Here is a 19,594-nt window from a genome sequence, read left to right on the forward strand (position 1 = left end):
TCTCCATTGACTCTCCTGACGCAAGAATGGCATTATCGGCTCTTCTAGTTCGGTCGACCAGCTCTTACATAAGCCCTAGGTGTGTCGGAATGAACGTAACCAAAGCTTTCGCTCCTCTCGCGGTCGCGAGCGTCATCGCCGCCGGCGCCGCCGGCACCCCGGCAATCCACACGACGCTCGCACATGTCACGCTGCTGTCGGACACCGCGATCTTCGTCGGCGGCACCATGCTGCCGACGCCGTCGGCGACCTTCGCCCAGACCGCGGCCGATCTGTTCCTGCAGCCGCTGGGATTCGACGCCGGAGACGACCCGACGGTGTGCGTGATCGGCGTCGGCGACTGCGACTCCCCGCTGCAGGTGCTGAGCACCCCGCAACTCATCTTGCAGGGCCACAGCAGTTTCGTCGGCGCGGCCGAGATCGTAGGGGCGGTCCAGGCCCAGCTCGAGGCCAACCCGGGCGGCTTCGACGCCGACCATCCGCTGTTTGTGTTCGGCTACTCGCAGGGCGCCACGGCCGCCTCCATCGCGATGGCGCAGCTGGCCCACGACGGCGTCGACCCGCAGGCGCTGCACTTTGTGTTCATCGGTGACCCATCCGATGCGAACGGCAGCTGGCCGAACAACACCAGCGACACCCTCTGGGACCGGCTGTTCGACATGCCCATCCTCAACGGCAACCAGACCCCCAACGACGCTTTCCCGACAACCATCTACACCTTCCCGGGTGATCCCGTCGCCGACGCCGGCTCCAACTCGATCCTCGGGCTGTTCTACGAGCACGTCATGTACCTCGGGCTCACCCCCGAGCAGGTCGCCGACCACACCGGCACCGTCAACGGCATGATCACCAACATCGACATCTCCGGTGACATCGACCAGTTCGGCGCCTGGCTCAACGCTTTCGGTAACGGATTGCTCGACAGCGCCGGGTTAGACGCCCTGTTCAATTCGATTGTGGCCTTTATTTACAACGCTTTCGGCAACATCGAGGGCTTCTTCACCGACTGGATGGGCGTCGACTGGGGCGGGGTCGAAGATACGCTCGACTACTGGTTCCCGGCGGCCTGAGCGGTCTGGTCCGGCCGCGGCGTTTGACGCGTCGACGAAGCGGCAATCCCAGGAGTTCGGGCCGGCGACTTCGACGCCGACCTTGACGGCTAAGGGGACCGGTCCATGGGCTTCGACCTCACGCCGACGGCGGCGCAGCACGACCTGGCCCGCCGCGCCCACCAATTCGCCGAATCGGTGATCCGGCCGGTCGCACTCGACTACGACCAGCGCCAGGACTTCCCGTGGCCGGTGCTCGAGGAGGCCGCGACGCTGGGCTTCTACAGCCCGTTGTTCTACCGCGACCTGATCGGCGATTCCACGGGCCTGTCGTTGCCGATGTTCATGGAAGAGCTGTTCTGGGGCTGCGCCGGCATCGGGCTGGCGATCGTGATGCCGGCGTTGGCGCTATCAGCGATCGGGCAGGCCGCCACCGCCGAACAGATGCTGCAATGGGCGCCGGAATGCTTCGGCACGCCGGGCGATCTCAAACTAGCGGCCCTGGCGATCTCCGAGCCCGAAGGCGGCAGCGACGTCCGTAACCTGCGCACCACCGCCCGCCGTGACGGCGAGGACTGGATCATCGACGGCCACAAGATGTGGATCGGCAACGGCGGCATCGCCAACGTGCACGTGGTCAACGCGGTCGTCGACCCGGACCTGGGCCACCGGGGTCAGGCGCTGTTCATCGTGCCCGGCGGCAGCCCGGGGCTGGAATTGGTGCGCAAACTCGACAAGTTGGGCTGCCGGGCCTCCCACACCGCCGAACTGCGGTTCGACGGCGTCCGCATCCCGGCGGACAATCTGCTCGGCGGTCAGGACAAGCTCGACCACAAACTCGCCAAAGCCCGCGAAATCCTGTCCGGCGCTGCGTCACCCGGTTCGGCAACACTGAGCACCTTCGAGCAGACCCGGCCGATGGTCGCCGCGCAGGCCATCGGGATCGCCCGCGCCGCCCTGGAATACGCGACCGACTACGCCACCCGCCGGGAGGCCTTCGGCGGCCCGATCATCGACAACCAGGGCATCGCGTTCCCGCTGGCCGAGCTGGCCACCGCGATCGACGCCGCGCGGCTGCTGACCTGGCGGGCATCGTGGATGGCCGCCAACGGGATCGCCTTCAACCGGGGCGAGGGGTCGATGGCCAAGCTGGCCGGTACGGGTCACCGAGCGTGCCATTCAGACCCTGGGCGGCTGGGGCTACATCACCGACCATCCGGTAGAGAAGTGGTACCGAGATGCCAAGTTGTACACCATCTTCGAAGGCACGAGCGAGATTCAGCGGATGGTGATCGCGCAGGCGCTGGGCGCGGCGGTCGGCACCCCGCCGCTGCACGTCGAGATCGAGCCGTCCGGCGGTCCGTTGAACCGGATGTTCGGTCGCGGCACACCCCTGCGTACCCGGGCCGCGGCCGGCGCACTGGCGATGCAGGACCGCATCCCCGCACCGGTGCTGCGGGCAGCCATGAAAGTCCTGCGTCCGCCGAGATGACGGATCAGGTCGTCACCCCGCGTCCGACGGCATCGGCCGAAACACTTGTAAAGCGCGGTAGCACACGGTGAACTCCGCCTCCGTGCACGGGTTTTCGACTTCCCCGTCGCAGGCGATCGGGATGGGACCGTCGGCTGCGGTGAACCGGAATTTCGGCACCCTCAGCTCGTGGTAGAGCCGACTCCGTTGCAGCCGACCGGTCAACAGGGCCGCGGTGATCCGCAGCGTGGACCACGGCCGGCCGGCTTCCAGGATCCGCACGTCCAACAGCCCGTCGTCCATCCGGTGCCGTACGGCGGGAGCGAAGCCGGCCGGCAGATATGCGGAGTTGCCGAGGAAGAACAGCGACGTCTGCAGTGTCTTGTCGTCGTAGGTGATGCGCACCGGCCGTTCGCGGCGCAGCGTCATCAGCATGGCGTAGGCGCTGGCCAGCGGCTTTCCGAGCTTGTGCTGCAGCCGCTCTCGCCGGCGGACGAAGGTCGGGTAGGCGCCGATGCTAGCCGTGTTGACCACCGTCGTCTCATCGTTGAACCGCACCACGTCCACCCGCGACAGGCTGCCTTCGGCAATGGCCCGGATGGTTTTCTCGGTGGTGTCACAGCCGAGGTCCTTGGCGAAGTGATTCAGCGTGCCGCCGGGAAACACCGCCAACGGCAGATCGCGTTCCACCGCCACGTCGGCCGCCGCGGCCACCGACCCGTCGCCGCCGGCGACCGCGAGCACCTCAGCGGAGTCGGCGGCCCGGCGCAACGCTTCGGCGACGTCGTCGTCGGGGCCGAGTTCGACGACGGTCAGTGCCGACAGCGCTTCGCGCACCTGGGCGGCGACCTCGGCGGCCCGCCCGCCGCCGGACCGGGGGTTGACCACCAAGGTCACACCGGCGCCGTCGGGACGCGCGGGGCAGGCGACCCGCACGGCCGCGGCGTGCGGCGGCGGCGGGGACGCGATCGGCGGCACGAGTCGGGCCCCCAACACCGCGATCGTGGTACCGATGCTCAGCCCGGCGAGCACATCGCCGGGGTAGTGGGCGCCGGTGGCGATCCGGGACAGGCCGACCAGGCCGGCCAGCCCGGCGATGGGCAGGCCCAGCAGCGGGCTCTCCAGCCCCGCCCCGGTGGCGAAGGCCGCCGCGCTGGCGGAATGACCGGACGGCAACGAGTTCGACAGCGGCAGCCGGCGAGCGCGGCGCAGCAGCGGTACCTGCATGATGTCGGGGCGCGCTCGGGGCCGGATCCGCTTGACCACTTGGTTTGTCACCAGGCTGGTGACCGCCAGGCTGACCACCCCGCGCGCGGCAGCACGCCGGGCAGCGGGGCGGCCGGTCAGGGCCATGCCCGCCGCCAGTGCCAGCCACAGTTTCGAATGGTCGGCGGCGCGGCTCAGGGCCGGCATGGTGGTGTCGAGCAGTCGGCTGGGCGAGTGCGCGACCGCCCGAAACACCTCGGCGTCGAGCCTGCCGAGGCCCTCGGTTACCTGGGCAAGCCCGGAACGCCGACGCCGCAATGGCGTCATCTTGACCACAGCAGTGCTCCTCCGTCCGCCGGCCCGCTGCAGGTGCCGTGCGGTAGACCTATACCCGTTTACCGGCGGGGAAACGCACGGCCGGCGATGTCGGCACGGCGGGGGCGGCCCGGCGGCCTTGTTGACGTCGACGAAGCCGTACCGCTAACTTGGGTGCGATCGCGGCACGGCCGTCCACCTGCGCAGACTGCGCGGCTCGGCCGCCGACGGAGAACTCATCACAGATTGGAACCGAACTATGGCGTCAGCGGCCCTGGGAGTCTGGACCTGCATCGCGTGCGTCGTGCTACTGACCCTGGCACTGTTTTTGTCCACCGGCGCCTAATCAATCCCGCCGCGGCGGGCACCCGAACTTCGCCGCGCCCCGGGTGAGTCGGCCAGCAGGTCGCGCAGCTGGCGGCGGCCACGGTTGATCCGTGAACTCACCGTTCCTTGCCGGATGTCCAGCATCGCGGCGATCTCTTTGTAGGAATATCCCACGATGTCGGCAAAATAGACGGCCACCCGAAACTGCTCGGGCAGGTCCTCCATCGCCGCCTTTATCTGCGGGTCCGGTAGCAGGTCGAGTGCCAAATCTTCGGCTGACCGTAACGCCGCCGGCCGGCCGGCGGCACTGACCAGTCGTCGCCCGGTGGTCACCTCTGCCGAAACGTGCACGGGTTGCCGCTTCTTCTTCCGGTAGTCACCGATGTAGGTGTTGATCATGATCCGGAAAAGCCATGCCTTGAGGTTGGATCCCGGCAGGAATGAGTTCAGGCCTGCGTAGGCTTTGATCGCCGTTTCCTGCAGCAGATCCTCTGCATCGGCGTGGTTGGAGGTCATCCGAAAAGCGTGCCGGTAAAGCAGATCAAACAGGGGGAGCACATCGCGTTCAAACTCCGTGGCGACCACCGGAGCCGTGGTGGTGTCACCCGACTCCCGACCGGCCAGTGAATTCGTGGTCAACTCCTCGGCTCCCGGATAGCGATCGGTGAGTCGGCCGCCGGTTGCGGTTGCACACTGACGAGTTCGAGACCAAGATCCCGGACCCGGTCGAGAAGACCGAAAAGCTGTGACTGGTCGCGGACTTCTCCAAAAAATCCCGTTTCCGTCGCACCAGACTCCAGTTGCATCCCTTCGAACGCCGAGCCGAGTCGCTCGGAGACGCGACCCCGGACGCAGATCCGGTACCTCGTAGGCTCCATCGGTCCCTCCCGATCCTCATCTGCTCGCCAGCATTCATCGCTGCGGGGTGAGCGGTCATCGCCCGGCGGGTCAATTCACCTGGGTGAGCTTCAGACGCGCCCCGCCAAGTACCGCGTAGGCCGCGGCCGCGCTGGCTGCGGAGAAAACGCTGTAACTGAGCGGGGCCTCGACGCCGGCCGACAGCGCCATCGCCGTACCGAATATGGTGAGCACCAGGCACGTTGCCCAACCGACGAATTGCGGCCAGGCGCCGGCCAGGAGCAGCAGGCCAAGGGTCGCTTCGGTGAACGTGACGGCCCACACGATGACGGTCAACAGCCATCCGGAGGCGAAGGGGACAAGCTCATGCGTGTAGTCGGTGAAGGGGCCCAAGCTCCCCCAGTTACCTTGCCCGCACAGCTCCCACAGGCCGAATCTGTCTGCGACTGCAGACAGGAAGGCCGCCGCGAGTGACACCCGAAGTGCCAGCCGGACAGCTCGGGCCGGACCGGGCCTAGGCACGTGCACCCGCGATGGAGTGCCACCCCCGGCCTGGACGTTCATGTTTGCGTCGAGTCGTCCGTGGTGAGCGGGTGGTCGCCGGTATCGACCAGAAAGACCGCGAGCAATTCCGCGGGTTCGGTGGCGCTGGCGTTCTCGCTGACGATGTGGTGCGCACCGGGAGATTCACTCCACGTCTCACCGGCCTGATAAACGTGAGCGGGTTCCCCCTCGAGTTGACTGCGGACCGCGCCGGAGATCACATAAGCCATGATGAACGCCGATCCCGCGTGGTGGTGGCCTGCGCTCTTCGCCCCGGGCCGATAACTGACTGTCACCGCTTCAAGTGATTTGCCTGCGACGTTGGTGGGGCGATCGAAAACCGTACGCACCAAGGGTTTTTCATCTGAGTTCTGCGGAGCCGGCTCGGCCTGAGCCGCCGGTGATGCCACCATTCCGGCGATCAAGACGGTAAGCCCGATTATTCGGCCCCTGGTGTTTCCGCCTCGCCTCACGGTCACGATCAGCTCCCTTCTTCGACGACGCGCAGGATCGTCTTGCCGTGGATGCGCTTCTCGGGTGCGAATGCGGCGGCGGTCTCGGTGAGTGGCAGCACGGCACCCACCACGGGTGTGAGGCGTCCATCGCGTACTCGCGCGGCGAGGTCTGAGAGCCTGGCGCGATCGGCTTCGACAAGGAAGAAGATGGCCCGCCCGTCCCTCGGCCTGGTTTCCGGCGGTTCGGCGATGGTGACGAGCGTTCCGCCGGCGCGCACCAGAGCGGCCGAGCGGGCGAGGATCTCTCCGCCGATCACGTCGAACACCACGTCGACTTCGCCGGCGCCGTCGAGACCGTCGTCCTCCAAGTCGAGAAAGTCGTGGGCGCCGAGCGCGAGCGCCCGCTCTCGATCCGCGCCACGGCCGGTGCCGATGACGTATGCGCCTACCTCGCGAGCCAGTTGCACCGCCACCGACCCGACGCCCCCCGCGGCGCCATGCACTAAGACCGTCTGCCCCGCCGTCAGACGGCCGTGGTCGAACAGGCCCTGCCAGGCGGCCAGTCCGGAGATCGGTAGGGCCGCTGCCACGGTGTGGTCGATGTCGACCGGCAGCGGTGCGAGGTTGCGGGCTTCGACAGCGGTGTACTCCGCGAGTGATCCGTTGCGGGCCCAGTCGGTGAGACCGAATACCCGTTGACCTAGGCCCAAGCCGGTGGTCCCGTAGCCCAACTCGACCACGACACCCGACAGTTCATGGCCTGGAATGCTCGGTGTCCGGTCACGACCGGCGCGGTCGGTCCAGGTGTGCGGCCACTCGAGCTCCCCGGGTGTGAAACCCGCGGCGTGTACCCGCACGATCACTTCGCTGTCGGCGGCCTCGGGATAGGGCATGTCGGTCAGCGTCAGGCCGGCAACGCCGGCGTCGCGGTCCTTCACAGTGATGGCTTGCATGGCGGATCCTCCCTGAAGTGGTTGACCCCGAACGGCTGGCTGTCGCCGACGGCGATGGCTCGGCATCGGCACATCACTGGTGCCACCGCCGCTGCTACGGTCAAGCCGGTCGCCTGGACGCCTGATGCGGCTACCTGCGTTCGCCATCTGCTGAGCAAGCATTTACCGGTGTGGGGTGAGTCGTCATCACCCCGCGATCTGGTTCACCCGGGTGAACCTGAGGGCATCAGTGGGTGGGGCCGCCGGTCAGGGCCGGTTGCACACCGGGGCGGTCGCGGCACAGCGCCGCGACGTCGCAGGGCACCGGGCGGTACCCGGCAGGCGGATTGGTTATCCACAGCGCAGCACACAACGCGCTGAGACCGAACAGTGCGGCGCTCGCCGTCAACACGTGGGCGAAACCGGCGGCGCTCACCGTACCCGCACCGATCAGGCTCATCGATGCGATCGACATCAGCGCGGCCAGTCGTGAGACGGCGTTGTTGATCGCCGACGCCAGGCCGCCGTATTCGGCCGGCACCGAGGCCAGCGCTACCGAGGTCAGCGGCGTAATGGTCGCGACAAGCCCGGCCGCCAACACGATCATCCCCGGAAGCAGGTCTGTGAGTACGTGAAATCCGGCAGCTTTCGGATGAATCAGCAAAAGGCCGATGCCCGCCAAACTCGGGCCGCCAACCAGAAACACCCGCGGACCCACCCGCTCGGCAACCAGGCCGACATGACGGGCGAACACGAACGACAGTGCCGGGATCGGCAGAGTGGCGACGCCGGTCGCGGTGGCTGAGTACCCGCCGATCTCCTGGGTGTACAGGGCGATGGCGAGTGATCCCAGCACCAGCGCTCCATAGACGCACGCGGTGCAGAGGTTGGCGGCAGCGAAATTGCGAAAAGCGAACAGCGGCAAGGGAAGCATCGGAGAGGCGCTGTGCCGTTGCCCATTCACAAAGCCGGCCAGCGCCGCAATCCCGATCACCGATGGTGTGACGACCATCGGGTCGGCCCATCCGTAGTGCTGCGATTCGATGAGCGCATACACCGTCGCCGCCAGTCCCAGCGCCGACAGGCCCATCCCGACGATGTCGACACGGGCGCCCGGAACCCGCCCCGGCGTCGGGCAGAGCCAGAACGTCAGCGCATAACCGATTGCCACGGGGACCGCCGAAAATACGAAAATCCAACGCCAGCCCAGGAAATCAACGGCCATTCCGCCCAGCAGGGGCCCCAGCGCAAAGGCGGTTCCCGTCCATCCGGTCCATACGCCGATTGCCTCAGACTGGCGCGCTTTGTCAAACACCGTGTCGATCAGCGCCAGCGACCCGGGAACGAGGAAGGCGGCTCCCAGGCCCTGAATCAGGCGCGCGGCGATCAGCATCGCCGGCGAACCGGCGGCGGCAGCCATAACCGAGCCCGCCCCGAAAGCCAAGAGCCCGAACCGTATTACCGGAACACGTCCGAACACATCCGAGATCGACCCGCCGGGCAGGATCGCCGCCGCCATCGTCAGCAGATAGCCGTCGACGATCCATTGCTGCAGGGCCAGGCCGCCACCGATGTCGCGCTCGATGGCCGGTAAGGCCAGGTTGATCACGGTGGAGTCGAGGAACGCGACCATGGACACCAGCACTGCGACCGTCATCGCACGGCTGGTGGGTGCCGAGTCACGCAACGTGCGCATCAGTGCCGTCTCTTTTCAGGCCTTCCGTCGCCGACAAGTCGGTGGTTCGACCGCCGGCCGTTCAGGGCAGCCTCCACCTACGCGACGTGCGCCGTCATCACCCCGGCACCTGATTCACCCGGGTGAGTTGCCGAGGATCTCCGTCGGGATTTGCTGCAAGTGGGGCAAGGGGTACGCCTACACTGACTGCCAGCCGGCGACGACGAGAACTGAGGACGACACCCCGGGTGTCGCCGGTGTCCGCCACCGGGGGATGTCGCAGAACCAGCGTGCGGGTACCGGTAGAGAACAACTGGGCTGTCGAGATGCCGCCCGCGGACAGTGCCGCAATGCCGGTTGCGGTCTTGCCCTTGGGTTCAACGGATTCGAGGAGTTCGGAAGTGACCGACCCAACCGGACACAGCGACGGCGACCCCGGAGAAGCCGCCCGAGCAGTCCTGCTCGACACCAAAGTGCGTGTCCCGACCGCCGGGTCGCGGCTGGTCCGCCGGGCCGCGCTGCTGGGCGCACTGTCGGCGGGACACCGCCGCAAGCTCACCTTGTTGAGTGCCCCGGCAGGCTGGGGCAAAACGACATTGCTCGCCCAGTGGGCCGCGGAGGCGGGCAGGAACCAGCGGTTCGGCTGGCTGTCGCTTGACCCCTCCGACAACGACCCGGTCTGGTTCTGGATGTATGTCGTTGCCGCGTTGCAGAAGATCAGCTCCGACGTCGGGACACGCGCGGTCGAACTCCTGGCGATGGGCGCCGACCCCGTTCAGGTCGTTCTGCCCACCCTGCTGAACGATGTGGAGTCGGTCCCTGACCCGATCGTGCTCATCCTCGACGATTACCACCTGGTGTCGAACCGGGCGGTTCACGAGCAGTTGTCCTTCGTCATCAGCCGGATGCCGGCGAACCTTCAACTGGTGGTGGCCTCCCGATCCGACCCGATGCTGCCGTTGGCTCGACTGAGGGCCGGCGGGGATCTGGCCGAGGTGCGGGCCGACGATCTGCGGTTCGGGTCTGTCGAGGCGGACCATCTGCTCAACGCGATGCTCGGGCTGGACCTGCCCGACGCCGATATCCACCTGCTGTACCAGCGCACGGAAGGCTGGGTTGCCGGACTCTACCTTGCCGCACTCTCCCTTGTCGGGCGCGCTGATTCCGCCGCGTTCATCAAGAACTTCGCCGGCGATAACCGGCATATCGTCGACTATCTGATGGCCGAGGTGCTCGAGGGTCAGCCTGCGCAGCTGCGCAGCTTTCTGCTCCGTACCTCGGTCTTGGGACGCCTCAGCGGTGCACTGTGCGATGCGATTTTGCAGACGTCGGGTTCGGCCGCGGTCCTGGAGAAGATCGAGCGCGAGAACCTGTTTGTGGTGCCGTTGGACATGTCGCGTTGCTGGTATCGCTATCACCAGCTGTTCGGGGATTTGCTGCGGGCGGAGTTGCATCGCCTCGAACCCGATCTCGTCGCCGACTTGCACCGACGCGCCGCGAACTGGTTCGAGGCCGAGGGGCTGGTCGATGAAGCGGTGCGGCACCTGGTCGCTGCCGGCGAGATCGCGCGCGGCGCGGATTTGATCGCCGCCGACTGGGTCAATGAGTTCAACGGGGGCGGGCTCTCGACCGTGGCCGGCTGGCTCGATCTGCTTCCCGACGGGACGGTCCTACAGGATCCGCGGCTGAGCGTGGCCCGGGCCTGGCTCGCGTTGAGCGCGGGTCACCTCGACGAGGGCGCCGCATGGATCGACGCGGTGGCATCCGCCGCCTCGGCCGACGACGGAGCCCTCAGCGCTCAAGTCGCGGTGCTACGGGCGGTCCACGCGTTCAAGGCGGCTGACGTCACGGCCGCGCTCGAAGGGGCTCGCCGGGCGATCGACCTCGATCTCGGCGACGCCCCGCTGGCCCGATCCGGCGCTCACAGTATCTATGGGGCAGCGCTGTACTTTTCGGGAAGCACACACGAAGCGCAGGAGGCTTTCCGGCTGGCAGCGCAGGTAGCCGAGAAGGCGGGCGATCGCCGTGCCCGCAGCTACTCATTGGGCTATTCGGCGCTGATCTGGGCCGAAGATGGTCAGCCCGCTGATGCCGAACGACAGATCCGCCGCGCTTCCGGCAGCACTCGGGACCTGGCGGACGGGGAGCACCTGGTCGACGCGATGGTCTCACTTGCCGTGGCCCGGCTGCTGGCCATGCGCGGTGACGGGACGGCCGCGATGACCGCCGCCGATATGGCCCTCCGATCGGCCCGCCAGGGCGGAGCGGCCCTCGAGGTGGTGAAGGCGCTGCTGGTCAAAGCGGAGGTCTTCGAGGATCTCGGCGACCACCAGTCCGCGAAGGCCATCCTCCAAGACGTCCGTACGCTGGTGCGCGGTTACCCCGATGCCGGCACAGTGCCATCCTCGCTCACGTCGGCCGAGCGGAGGGCGGGACTCGCGGTGAGCTCCCGTAACGCGGCCTGCGCGGCCGGTGAGGAGCTGACCCCCAAAGAACTCGAGGTCCTTCGACTGCTCGCCACCCGGCTGTCGCGGCGTGAGATCGGTGCGCGGCTCTACATCTCGCTCAACACGGTCAAGACTCACCAGCGCGCTGTGTATCGCAAGCTCGGCGTCGAGCGCCGCGGCGCCGCGGTCAGTCGAGCGCGCGAGCTCGGCCTGCTTGTCCGTTGTCGTTCTATCTGAGGCAGGTGCGGGCGTCTGACCTGCGGTGCCTCAGATCAAATGGCGATCCTGTTGCGGGTGGTTTGTCATCTGATCTGAGGTAAATAGGCCGGATCCTGGCCGCCTACGGGGAGGCGTGTTCGTCGGCGGCTCGCTGGCGTGGGGTATGGCCCTCGAGGGGTTCCGACCCGGCCGCTGGGACGTGCTTGGCGCCCCTGGTTTTCCTGGCCGGCGTTGCCGTGAACATGTACGCTCCTCGCGGCCACTAGCTTTCGGCCGCAATCGCCCGTCGCAGCGCGGTCAGTATGACGTCACGGCTGGGCAGATCCAACCGACAGACGTCACCCGTCGGCGGCCGATCGGGACGCATCACATCGGTGCCGTCAATCAGTATCGACGGTGACGGAAAGGGTCCGACCCGCTCAACGATCGCCGTGTTGATCCCGACCACGGCCAAACAGTCGACCAGCATTTCATGGGCCGTTGCCGCGTTCGGACAGCCCGGGCTGCTCAGAATCTCAATCCGCATCCCACGGTCTCCCAACACCCGTCATTAGCATCTCAGGTGGGTCAATTTTCGCGACCCGGTGACAGTTGCAGCCGGAGTTCGACGCGCCCGGTAGCTCGGCGATTTCGGGTACGCCGTGGCAGGCGCACTCCCTTGCGGCGAGTTCAAGCCGCGGCTCGCCGCTGCTGCGGTCGCAAAGTGTGCCGAGACGCGTCTATGCCGGCCATTTCTTGCGCCTGCTCGGCTGCGGTCTGCCCTAGCCGGACCAAATCCGCTCGCTCCTGGACCGAAAGCGGCTGTTCGCCAGCGACATCTGGCCGCTGGCCGTCACCGCTGCGGGCCTGGGACATCAGCCACCGCTCATCGCGCACCCATGTATGCAGCAGGCTCGTGTCCACGTTTAGCTGGCGGGCTACCTCAGCGACTCGCCGCTGCCCGTCGATCACCATGTGCGCGGCCGTGACTCGATACTGCGGGGTGAATGAGCGCCGATGTTGTGGCATACCTACTGGCTTCACGAATCCCACGTCGCGCTATCTGGGATGTCCACCATGTGGGCGGTCTGGGGCGATCCTTGTCGGGTGTGGCGGCCGAAGCGGCGTAGCCGCAGCGAGTTGGTGACCACGCTGACCGAGGAGAGCCCCATCGCCGCTCCCGCGATGATCGGGTTGAGCAGACCGAGTGCGGCTAGGGGGATCGCGGCGGTGTTGTAGCCGAAGGCCCAGCCAAGGTTCTGGTGGATGGTGCGCAGCGTCTGCCGCGAGAGCGCGATCGCCTCCACAACACCGTCGAGCCGGCCGGACATCAGCGTGATGTCGGAGGCCTCGATGGCCACGTCGGTGCCGGTGCCGATCGCAATGCCCAGATCGGCCTGCACCAGCGCGGGGGCGTCGTTGACGCCGTCGCCCACCATCGCGACCACCCGCCCCTGGTCTTGTAGCCGCTCGATTTCGGTGACCTTGTCCTGCGGCAGCACCTCAGCCAGGACGTGATCGATGCCGACCTGTGTGGCGATCGCGGCGGCGGTGCGCGCGTTGTCGCCGGTGATCATGGCGACCTGCAAGCCCATGGCGTGCAGTTGAGCGACCACGTCGGCGGCGTCGTCCTTGACCGTGTCAGCGACGGCGAGCACGCCCACAACGTGGTCGTCGCGGCCGACGAACACCGCGGTGCGGCCTTGCTCTTCGAGTTCGGCGGCCGCCGCCGCAAGGTGCTCAGGCAGCAGCAGCTCGTGGTCGTCGACAAGTGTGCGACGTCCGACCAGCACGGTGCGGCCGTCGATCTGGGCCTGCACCCCGTGGCCGGCGAGGCTGGCGAACGCCGTGGCGGCCGGAATCTGCAACCCCAGCTCGCGCGCGGCCGCGACGATCGCCGCGCCGATGGGGTGCTCGGAGCCCGACTCGACCGCGGCGGCGATCTGCAGCACCAGATTGGGCTGGCGCCGCTTGCCGGCAATCACATCGGTGACCCGCATCTGGGCGCGGGTCAGCGTGCCGGTTTTGTCGAAGACCACGGTGTCGATCTTCTTCGACGCTTCCATCACCTCGCCGCCTTTGACCAGGATCCCCAGTTCCGCGCCGCGGCCGGTGCCGACCGTGATCGCCGTGGGAGTGGCCAGGCCCAGCGCACAGGGGCACGCGATGATCAGCACCGCCACCGCGGCGGTCATACCGGCGACTGGGTTGGCGGCGATCAGCGTCCACCCGGCAAATGTCACCGCGGCAACCCCGACGACGGCCGGGACGAACACCGCCGAGACGCGGTCAGCCAGTCGCTGTACCGGCGCCTTGCCGCCCTGTGCCTGCTCGACCAGGCGCACAATCTGCGCCAGTGCGGTATCGGCGCCGACGGCGGTGGCGCGCACGGTCAGCAGCCCGTCGATGTTGACCGTCGCACCGGCAACACGGTCGCCCACCGATTTTTCGACCGGGACGGACTCGCCGGTCAGCATTGACTCATCGACGACGGCGCGCCCGTCGGTGATCTCGCCGTCGACCGGGATCTTCTCCCCAGGCCGTACCCGTACCAGGTCTCCGACTTGTACCTGATCAACCGGCACGAGAATTTCTTGCCCGCCGACGAGCAGGCAGGCTTCCTTGGCGCCCATCTCCAAAAGCTTGCCGATCGCCTCCGACGCCTTGCTCGTGGATCTGGCCTCGAAATAGCGACCCAGCACCACGAACGCAATGATCAGCGCCGCCGTCTCGAAGAACAGTGCGCCACCGGCGAACAACTCATACGTGGAGTAGCCGAATGCGGTCAATGTGCCCAGTGTGATCAGCGTGTCCATGTTGGCGCTTCCCGCCCGCGCCTGCTGCACCGCGCCGCGCAGGAACGGCCACCCGGCGACGAATTGCACCGGTACCGTCGCCGCGAACGCCAACCACCCCGCCCACGGATAGGCGCCGAACACCATCGTCGACACCGACGCCAGCAGCGCCAACGGCATGGCCAGCCACAACCGCCGCAACCAGTTCCGCTGCTCACGCCTGTTCAGTTCACCCGAGGACGCCGTGCCGCACGCACCGCCCTGTCCCTGCCCGCAGCCGCCACTACCCTCGGTGTCGCGCGGCGCGTCGCTATCGGGCCGGGCGCCCAGTAATCGGCGGAGTCCACCGATGGCCTTGCGCACCACCCCGGGGGTGCGCGCATCGCCGGAATGCGGGGCACGGGTGGGCACCAACTCTGCAGGGATGTGCTCGGCTACGCCGATCGCCGACAGCACCGCCGCGGTGTCGCAGCGCTGCGGCGAATACTGGATCACCACCGATGCCGTGCGCGGATAGGCCGTCACCGCCTGCACACCGGGCACCGTGGCCAGAGTCTCCTCGATCGCGACGGCCCGGACCGCATCGACATGAAATCCGGTGATGCGCAGCCGCATCCGCCCGGACGCGTCCGATACGACCGTCGCCGTGGCGTCGGCGGCCGGCAGGACCTCAGTCGTCATGGCCGTCGCCCGGGCTCGTCACGATCGCCGGTTCGGTGTCCTCTCCGGCGCGCTCTCGTGCCTCGGCAACCACGTCGGCGACCGTCAATCGGATCTGTTCCGTGTTCGTTTCGGCCGTGCGCTGCGCTTCGCGGGCGGCCCGGATGCCCCACGCGGTCACAGCAACGGTTGCCGTGCGCAACGGAACCTTCGCCACGGCCGTGCGCACTGCCTCATACGCCGCAACCCCCACCACCCCGGTTACCACCGTGGGCGCCGCCTTCATCAAGAACCCATGCCACGCCATACCAAGCACTCCCTTCCCGTCGTTGCACCGCCAAACGGTGACCAGTCGGCCACGGTCGCTGCGGAGCGACACGAACCCATCCTTGACCTTCCAGTACAGTGGAAGGTCAAGGATGGGTTCCATGCAGATCGGCGAACTAGCGAAACTCAGCAATACCAGCGCGAAAACCATTCGCTTCTACGAGAACGCGGGGCTGCTCCCGCCACCGGCACGCACGGCGTCGGGGTACCGCGACTACGGGCCCGAGGTCGTGGATCGGCTGCGGTTCATCCATCGGGGCCAAGCCGCCGGGCTGACCTTGCAGAAGGTGCGCCAAATCCTGGCGATCCACGACCGCGGTGAGGTGCCGTGCGGGCACGTGCAACAGGTCCTGCACACCCGTCTGGACCAAGTCCGCGCGCAGATCGCCGAACTGGTCGCCCTCGAAGGCCACCTGCAGACCCTTCTCGACCACGCGGCGCACGCCGCGCCCACCGAACATGACCAGTCCACGGTGTGCTGGATTCTGGAAAGCGACCTGGATGCCGACGCCACCGTCGGTCCCGGCCACTAGACCATGAACAGCACCGAAATGCGTGAGTGGTCATGGACTGATGCGTGGTTGCCGGCCGCCCTGCTGGGTGTGGCGGGGGTGGGCTGGTGGTGGTCAGTGGTCAGCATGACCGGCGACGCCATGTCTATGGACACCGAGCCAGGAATGCCCATGGAGACCGCGCCAATGATGTCGTTCGCCGGTTTCCTCATCGCGTGGGTGGCCATGATGGCCGCGATGATGCTTCCTGCGGTCCTGCCCGTCGTTCGCGCCTACGCCCGCGCCGCCACCGGCAGCGCCGCTCCAGCGATCGTCTTCGTCGCCGGATACCTGGCCCTGTGGAGCGCCACCGGGATCCCCGCCTTCTGGGCGTGGAGCCACCTCAACGGGCCACTGGCACACGGATCACCGTGGGTCGGCCGCCTGGCCGGCGCCATAGCGCTGGCCGCCGGGATCTATCAGCTCACGCCGCTGAAAGCAGCGTGCCTGCGGCACTGCTACTGGCCATTGTCGGTTTCCCCGCCGTGCGGCAAGTACCACGACAGCCCGGCCCGGGCGCTTCGTGCCGGTGGGCGCTACGGCGTCTTTTGTCTGGGCAGCTGCTGGATGCTGTTCGTAGTCATGATCGCCTTCGGCACCATGCAATTGGCGTGGATGCTGGCGCTCTCGGTGGTGATCTGGCTGGAGCGAGTCGCCTCCTTCGGCGATTGGCTCACGCGCGTCACGGGGGCGGTGCTCGTCATCCTTGGCGTTGTGCTGCTGGCGCACCCCGCGTTGGTCATCAACCTTGTTTAGCGAGGAGTTACGTCATGACGACGACACAACAACGCAACCCGCCCCTGCACTTTAGCGACGGCATTTGATCTGGCTGTCCGTTGTCGTTTGATCTGAGGCGCTCGGGGCCGTTGACCTGCGGTGCCGCAGATCCGTGCGCTTGAGCACAGTATTGCGGGGTGGATCGAGGATGCCAGTGCTGCCTGCGTGAGCGGGTCCAGTGCCGAGTGCCCAGTTCTCGAAGAACTGACCGAACCGGCAGTGCGGCATTCGATTTGAACGCCAACGCATTGCCGTGTTCGCGTCGGTTCCCGTCGGTTGGCTCTCTGAGTATGGTGTGCGGGGCAGGTGTCTGTGACGGGTACGCGCACCGGTCGACGATCGGGTTGTGGGGCTGCCGCGTCCGGAAGCCGGGGACGACCCGATGCCCCGGCCAGCTCTCCTAAGATCAGCAATCATGGTGGCGCGTTCAATCCTGCTATTCGTCCTGGCTGCGGTCGCCGAAATCGGCGGCGCCTGGCTTGTCTGGCAAGGCGTCCGCGAGCAACGTGGTTGGCTCTGGGCGGGACTCGGCGTCATCGCGCTAGGAATTTACGGGTTCGTCGCCACCCTGCAGTCCGAGGCCCATTTCGGCCGGATCCTGGCCGCCTACGGCGGCGTATTCGTCGCCGGCGTCGCCGTGATCATGTATGCCCCTCGCTAGCTGAGCATCACGTGGCGGCCGGGCATGCTCAACCGACAGATATCACCCATCGGGGGCGGAGCGGGACGCATCACCTCGGTCCCGCCGATTAGTATCGACGGTGACGGAAACGGGCCGACACGCTCAGTGATCGCCGTATCGATCCCGAGTACGGCCAGACAGTCGACCAGCATTTCATGGGCCGTTGCCGCGTTGGATAACCCGGGGATCTCAGTGGCGTAACAGGTTTGGGTGACTGTGGGTTTGGGTTATGTGGTGGTGCCGGGTAGCAGTTCGGCGATCAGGGCCTGGACGCGGTTGGCGATGTCGTCGCGGATGGAGCGGACGACCTCAACGGGTTGGGCGGCAGGGTCGGGCAGTTTCCAGTCCCGGTAGGTGACGCCCGGGAAATATGGGCAGGTGTCTCCGCAGCCCATGGTGATCACGACGTCGCTGGTCTGCACCGTGTCGGCGGTGAGCACCGTGGGGGTGTTGGCCGTGATGTCGATGCCCAGTTCGGCCATCGCGGCCACGGCGACGGGGTTGATCTGGTCGGCGGGTTCGGTGCCCGCGGAGCGGACCTCGATGCGGTCACCGGCCAGGTGGGTGAGCAGCCCGGCGGCCATCTGGGAGCGTCCGGCGTTATGCACGCAGACGAACAGGACGCTGGGTTTATCGGCCATCAGCGGTCCCCGCTTGGGGCTGGCTGGGATCCGAAGAGGCGGGTGCGCAGTGCCAAGGACACGTAGACCAATCCGACCAGCACGGGTACTTCGATGAGTGGGCCGACAACCCCGGCCAGGGCTTGCCCGGAGGTGGCGCCGTAGGTGGCGATCGCCACGGCGATCGCCAGTTCGAAGTTGTTGCCGGCGGCGGTGAACGCCAACGTGGTGGTGCGTTCGTAGCCCACTTTCAGCACGGCGCCGAGTAGGTAGCCGCTGGCCCACATGATCGCGAAGTAGGCCAGTAGCGGCACCGCGATGCGGGCGACATCGAAAGGCCGGGAGGTGATCTGATCGCCTTGAAGGGCAAACAGGATGACGATGGTGAACAGCAGCCCATAGAGCGCCCAGGGGCCGATACGCGGCAGGAACTGCGACTCATACCAGGGGTGGCCCTTGGCCCGCTCGCCCAGGCGGCGGGACAGGTATCCGGCCAGCAGCGGGATGCCGAGGAAGATCAGCACGGATCTGGCGATCTGCCACGGGGACACCTCGATCCCGGCTTGGGCCAGGCCCAGCCAGCCCGGCAGTACCGACAGATAGAACCAGCCCAGCGCAGCGAACATGAAGACCTGAAAGATCGAGTTCAACGCAACGAGCACTGCGGCGGCTTCGCGGTCCCCGCAGGCCAGGTCGTTCCAAATGATGACCATGGCGATGCAGCGGGCCAGCCCGACGATGATCAACCCGGTGCGGTATTCGGGCAGATCGGGCAGCAGCAGCCAGGCCAGGGCGAACATCAATGCCGGCCCGATCAACCAGTTCAACACCAGCGAGGACACCAGCAGTTTACGGTCGGCGGTCACCTCGCCGAGCTGGTCGTAGCGGACCTTGGCCAGCACCGGATACATCATCACCAGCAACCCGGCCGCGATCGGCAGCGAGACCCCGTCGACCTCAACGGCGCTCAGCCCCTCGCCCAGGCCGGGCACCAGCCGCCCGAGTAGCAGGCCGGCGGCCATCGCGACCCCGATCCACACCGGCAAGAACCGGTCCAGTGTGGACAGCTTGGCGGCCACTGCGGGTGCAGCAGTCGATATGGCGGTGTCACTCATGAGGTTTCTCTCCCGTGTCGCGAGCGGCGTACCGCACGGCTTATCAGAGGTTTAACACGTTCTATTGGTCAATCAGCGTGTTTACCTGCACATTAATCATCGTATACATGTATCCTCTTAGGTATGGTTGGCCAAACATTTTCCAAGTTTGCACGGCGTGGCGCGCCGGCCGATGTGGGATACCGGGGTAAAAATTCACCCCATGGACCTACACGACAATCCACAACTGCTGGTGGAGAAGTTCGTCGAGCAGCATGCTCTCGTGTTGGGCGAAACGCATGGCGATCTGTGTGCGAGGTTGGCGGAGGTTCCGGACCGGTACGTCGATCAGGGGAACGATCCCCGAGGAATCACCGTGTCATGCACGCTGCTGGAGACGTTGCTGTTCTCGAGGTGGCGTCGCCAGACCGAGGACTCGACTTTGAAGGCGATCAAGGGCAACGGGTTTGGGATTGTTCTGGTCGACGGGAAGGGGTCTCGTATCGGGGTGCGCAAACATCCACGCAACTGGGACGATAGCGTCCCAGGGAGTGGTGGACTTCGGATCTGGCGTGGTTCACGCGTCGCGATCAACGAGTCGTGTTGAACGCT

17 protein-coding genes and 3 pseudogenes are annotated in these 19,594 nt (G+C 66.8%); 8 read left to right on the forward strand and 12 right to left on the reverse strand.

All coding sequences use genetic code 11. The features are described 5' to 3' along the window. Positions 1–89 precede the first annotated feature (89 nt). The gene (locus tag BST28_RS19510) at positions 90–1,070 is read left to right on the forward strand and encodes a PE-PPE domain-containing protein (RefSeq protein WP_083082463.1); all 981 of its coding nucleotides are present in this window, start codon (positions 90–92) and stop codon (positions 1,068–1,070) included. Positions 1,071–1,175: 105 nt separating this feature from the next. Continuing rightward, positions 1,176–2,541, forward strand: a pseudogene (locus tag BST28_RS19515) (acyl-CoA dehydrogenase family protein). 12 nt (positions 2,542–2,553) lie between these two features. Here the strand turns inward: BST28_RS19515 and BST28_RS19520 are convergent. From BST28_RS19520 to BST28_RS19550, 7 genes are all read right to left on the reverse strand, one after another. Further along, positions 2,554–4,053: a bifunctional phosphatase PAP2/diacylglycerol kinase family protein gene (locus BST28_RS19520; RefSeq protein WP_083082504.1), complete on the reverse strand. Its 1,500-nt coding sequence runs from the start codon at positions 4,051–4,053 to the stop codon at positions 2,554–2,556. Positions 4,054–4,383: 330 nt separating this feature from the next. Continuing rightward, complete coding sequence (locus tag BST28_RS19525) at positions 4,384–4,953, reverse strand: sigma-70 family RNA polymerase sigma factor (RefSeq protein WP_272937542.1); 570 nt, start codon at positions 4,951–4,953, stop codon at positions 4,384–4,386. A 50-nt stretch (positions 4,954–5,003) separates the two neighbouring features. Next, the gene (locus BST28_RS25385) at positions 5,004–5,246 is read right to left on the reverse strand and encodes a DUF8691 family protein (protein ID WP_080575743.1); all 243 of its coding nucleotides are present in this window, start codon (positions 5,244–5,246) and stop codon (positions 5,004–5,006) included. A gap of 70 nt (positions 5,247–5,316) precedes the next feature. Continuing rightward, positions 5,317–5,703 (reverse strand): hypothetical protein, encoded by a 387-nt coding sequence (locus BST28_RS19535; protein ID WP_019738471.1) that lies wholly within the window; start codon positions 5,701–5,703, stop codon positions 5,317–5,319. A gap of 83 nt (positions 5,704–5,786) precedes the next feature. Then, complete coding sequence (locus tag BST28_RS19540; protein ID WP_083082466.1) at positions 5,787–6,182, reverse strand: cupin domain-containing protein; 396 nt, start codon at positions 6,180–6,182, stop codon at positions 5,787–5,789. Between the two features lie 68 nt (positions 6,183–6,250). Then, positions 6,251–7,177 (reverse strand): NADP-dependent oxidoreductase, encoded by a 927-nt coding sequence (locus BST28_RS19545; protein WP_019735377.1) that lies wholly within the window; start codon positions 7,175–7,177, stop codon positions 6,251–6,253. Positions 7,178–7,403: 226 nt separating this feature from the next. Then, positions 7,404–8,852 carry an MFS transporter gene (locus BST28_RS19550; RefSeq protein WP_083082469.1) on the reverse strand — a complete coding sequence of 483 codons (1,449 nt, stop codon included), beginning with the start codon at positions 8,850–8,852 and terminating at the stop codon, positions 7,404–7,406. A 380-nt stretch (positions 8,853–9,232) separates the two neighbouring features. Between BST28_RS19550 and BST28_RS19555 the strand changes: the two genes are divergently transcribed. Both BST28_RS19555 and BST28_RS23465 read left to right on the forward strand, forming a co-directional pair. Further along, positions 9,233–11,515, forward strand: coding sequence for a winged helix-turn-helix domain-containing protein (locus BST28_RS19555; protein ID WP_083082472.1), 2,283 nt, complete (start codon positions 9,233–9,235; stop codon positions 11,513–11,515). Between the two features lie 86 nt (positions 11,516–11,601). Further along, positions 11,602–11,763: pseudogene (locus BST28_RS23465) on the forward strand (YnfA family protein); the annotation flags it as partial. Here BST28_RS23465 and BST28_RS19560 read toward each other — a convergent pair. From BST28_RS19560 to BST28_RS19575, 4 genes are all read right to left on the reverse strand, one after another. Then, positions 11,760–12,023 (reverse strand): hypothetical protein, encoded by a 264-nt coding sequence (locus tag BST28_RS19560; RefSeq protein ID WP_007172605.1) that lies wholly within the window; start codon positions 12,021–12,023, stop codon positions 11,760–11,762. The pseudogene BST28_RS23465 and the gene BST28_RS19560 overlap by 4 nt on opposite strands. Positions 12,024–12,166: 143 nt before the next feature. Next, positions 12,167–12,505 (reverse strand): transposase, encoded by a 339-nt coding sequence (locus BST28_RS25305; protein ID WP_033718757.1) that lies wholly within the window; start codon positions 12,503–12,505, stop codon positions 12,167–12,169. Between the two features lie 11 nt (positions 12,506–12,516). Continuing rightward, positions 12,517–14,886 (reverse strand): copper-translocating P-type ATPase, encoded by a 2,370-nt coding sequence (locus BST28_RS19570; protein WP_089150873.1) that lies wholly within the window; start codon positions 14,884–14,886, stop codon positions 12,517–12,519. Positions 14,887–14,941: 55 nt separating this feature from the next. Continuing rightward, complete coding sequence (locus BST28_RS19575) at positions 14,942–15,238, reverse strand: DUF1490 family protein (protein ID WP_033718771.1); 297 nt, start codon at positions 15,236–15,238, stop codon at positions 14,942–14,944. A gap of 121 nt (positions 15,239–15,359) precedes the next feature. Here BST28_RS19575 and BST28_RS19580 point away from each other — a divergent pair, with 121 nt between their 5' ends. From BST28_RS19580 to BST28_RS19590, 3 genes are all read left to right on the forward strand, one after another. Further along, positions 15,360–15,791: a heavy metal-responsive transcriptional regulator gene (locus BST28_RS19580; protein ID WP_007170246.1), complete on the forward strand. Its 432-nt coding sequence runs from the start codon at positions 15,360–15,362 to the stop codon at positions 15,789–15,791. Positions 15,792–15,794: 3 nt separating this feature from the next. Continuing rightward, a complete protein-coding gene (locus BST28_RS19585; RefSeq protein WP_083082474.1) occupies positions 15,795–16,565 on the forward strand; it encodes a DUF2182 domain-containing protein in 771 nt (256 codons plus the stop codon). Positions 16,566–17,001: 436 nt separating this feature from the next. Continuing rightward, complete coding sequence (locus BST28_RS19590; protein ID WP_420093449.1) at positions 17,002–17,247, forward strand: YnfA family protein; 246 nt, start codon at positions 17,002–17,004, stop codon at positions 17,245–17,247. 248 nt (positions 17,248–17,495) lie between these two features. On the opposite strand, the pseudogene arsB reads toward BST28_RS19590, so the two are convergent. Further along, a pseudogene (gene arsB, locus BST28_RS19600) lies at positions 17,496–19,003 on the reverse strand (ACR3 family arsenite efflux transporter). A gap of 202 nt (positions 19,004–19,205) precedes the next feature. Here arsB and BST28_RS24215 point away from each other — a divergent pair. Then, positions 19,206–19,589, forward strand: a complete 384-nt coding sequence (locus BST28_RS24215; protein WP_083082482.1) for a hypothetical protein — start codon at positions 19,206–19,208, stop codon at positions 19,587–19,589. Positions 19,590–19,594 lie beyond the last annotated feature (5 nt).

Origin of the sequence: Mycolicibacter kumamotonensis, from assembly GCF_002086285.1 — a bacterium.
Classification (GTDB): Bacteria; Actinomycetota; Actinomycetes; order Mycobacteriales; family Mycobacteriaceae; genus Mycobacterium; species Mycobacterium kumamotonense.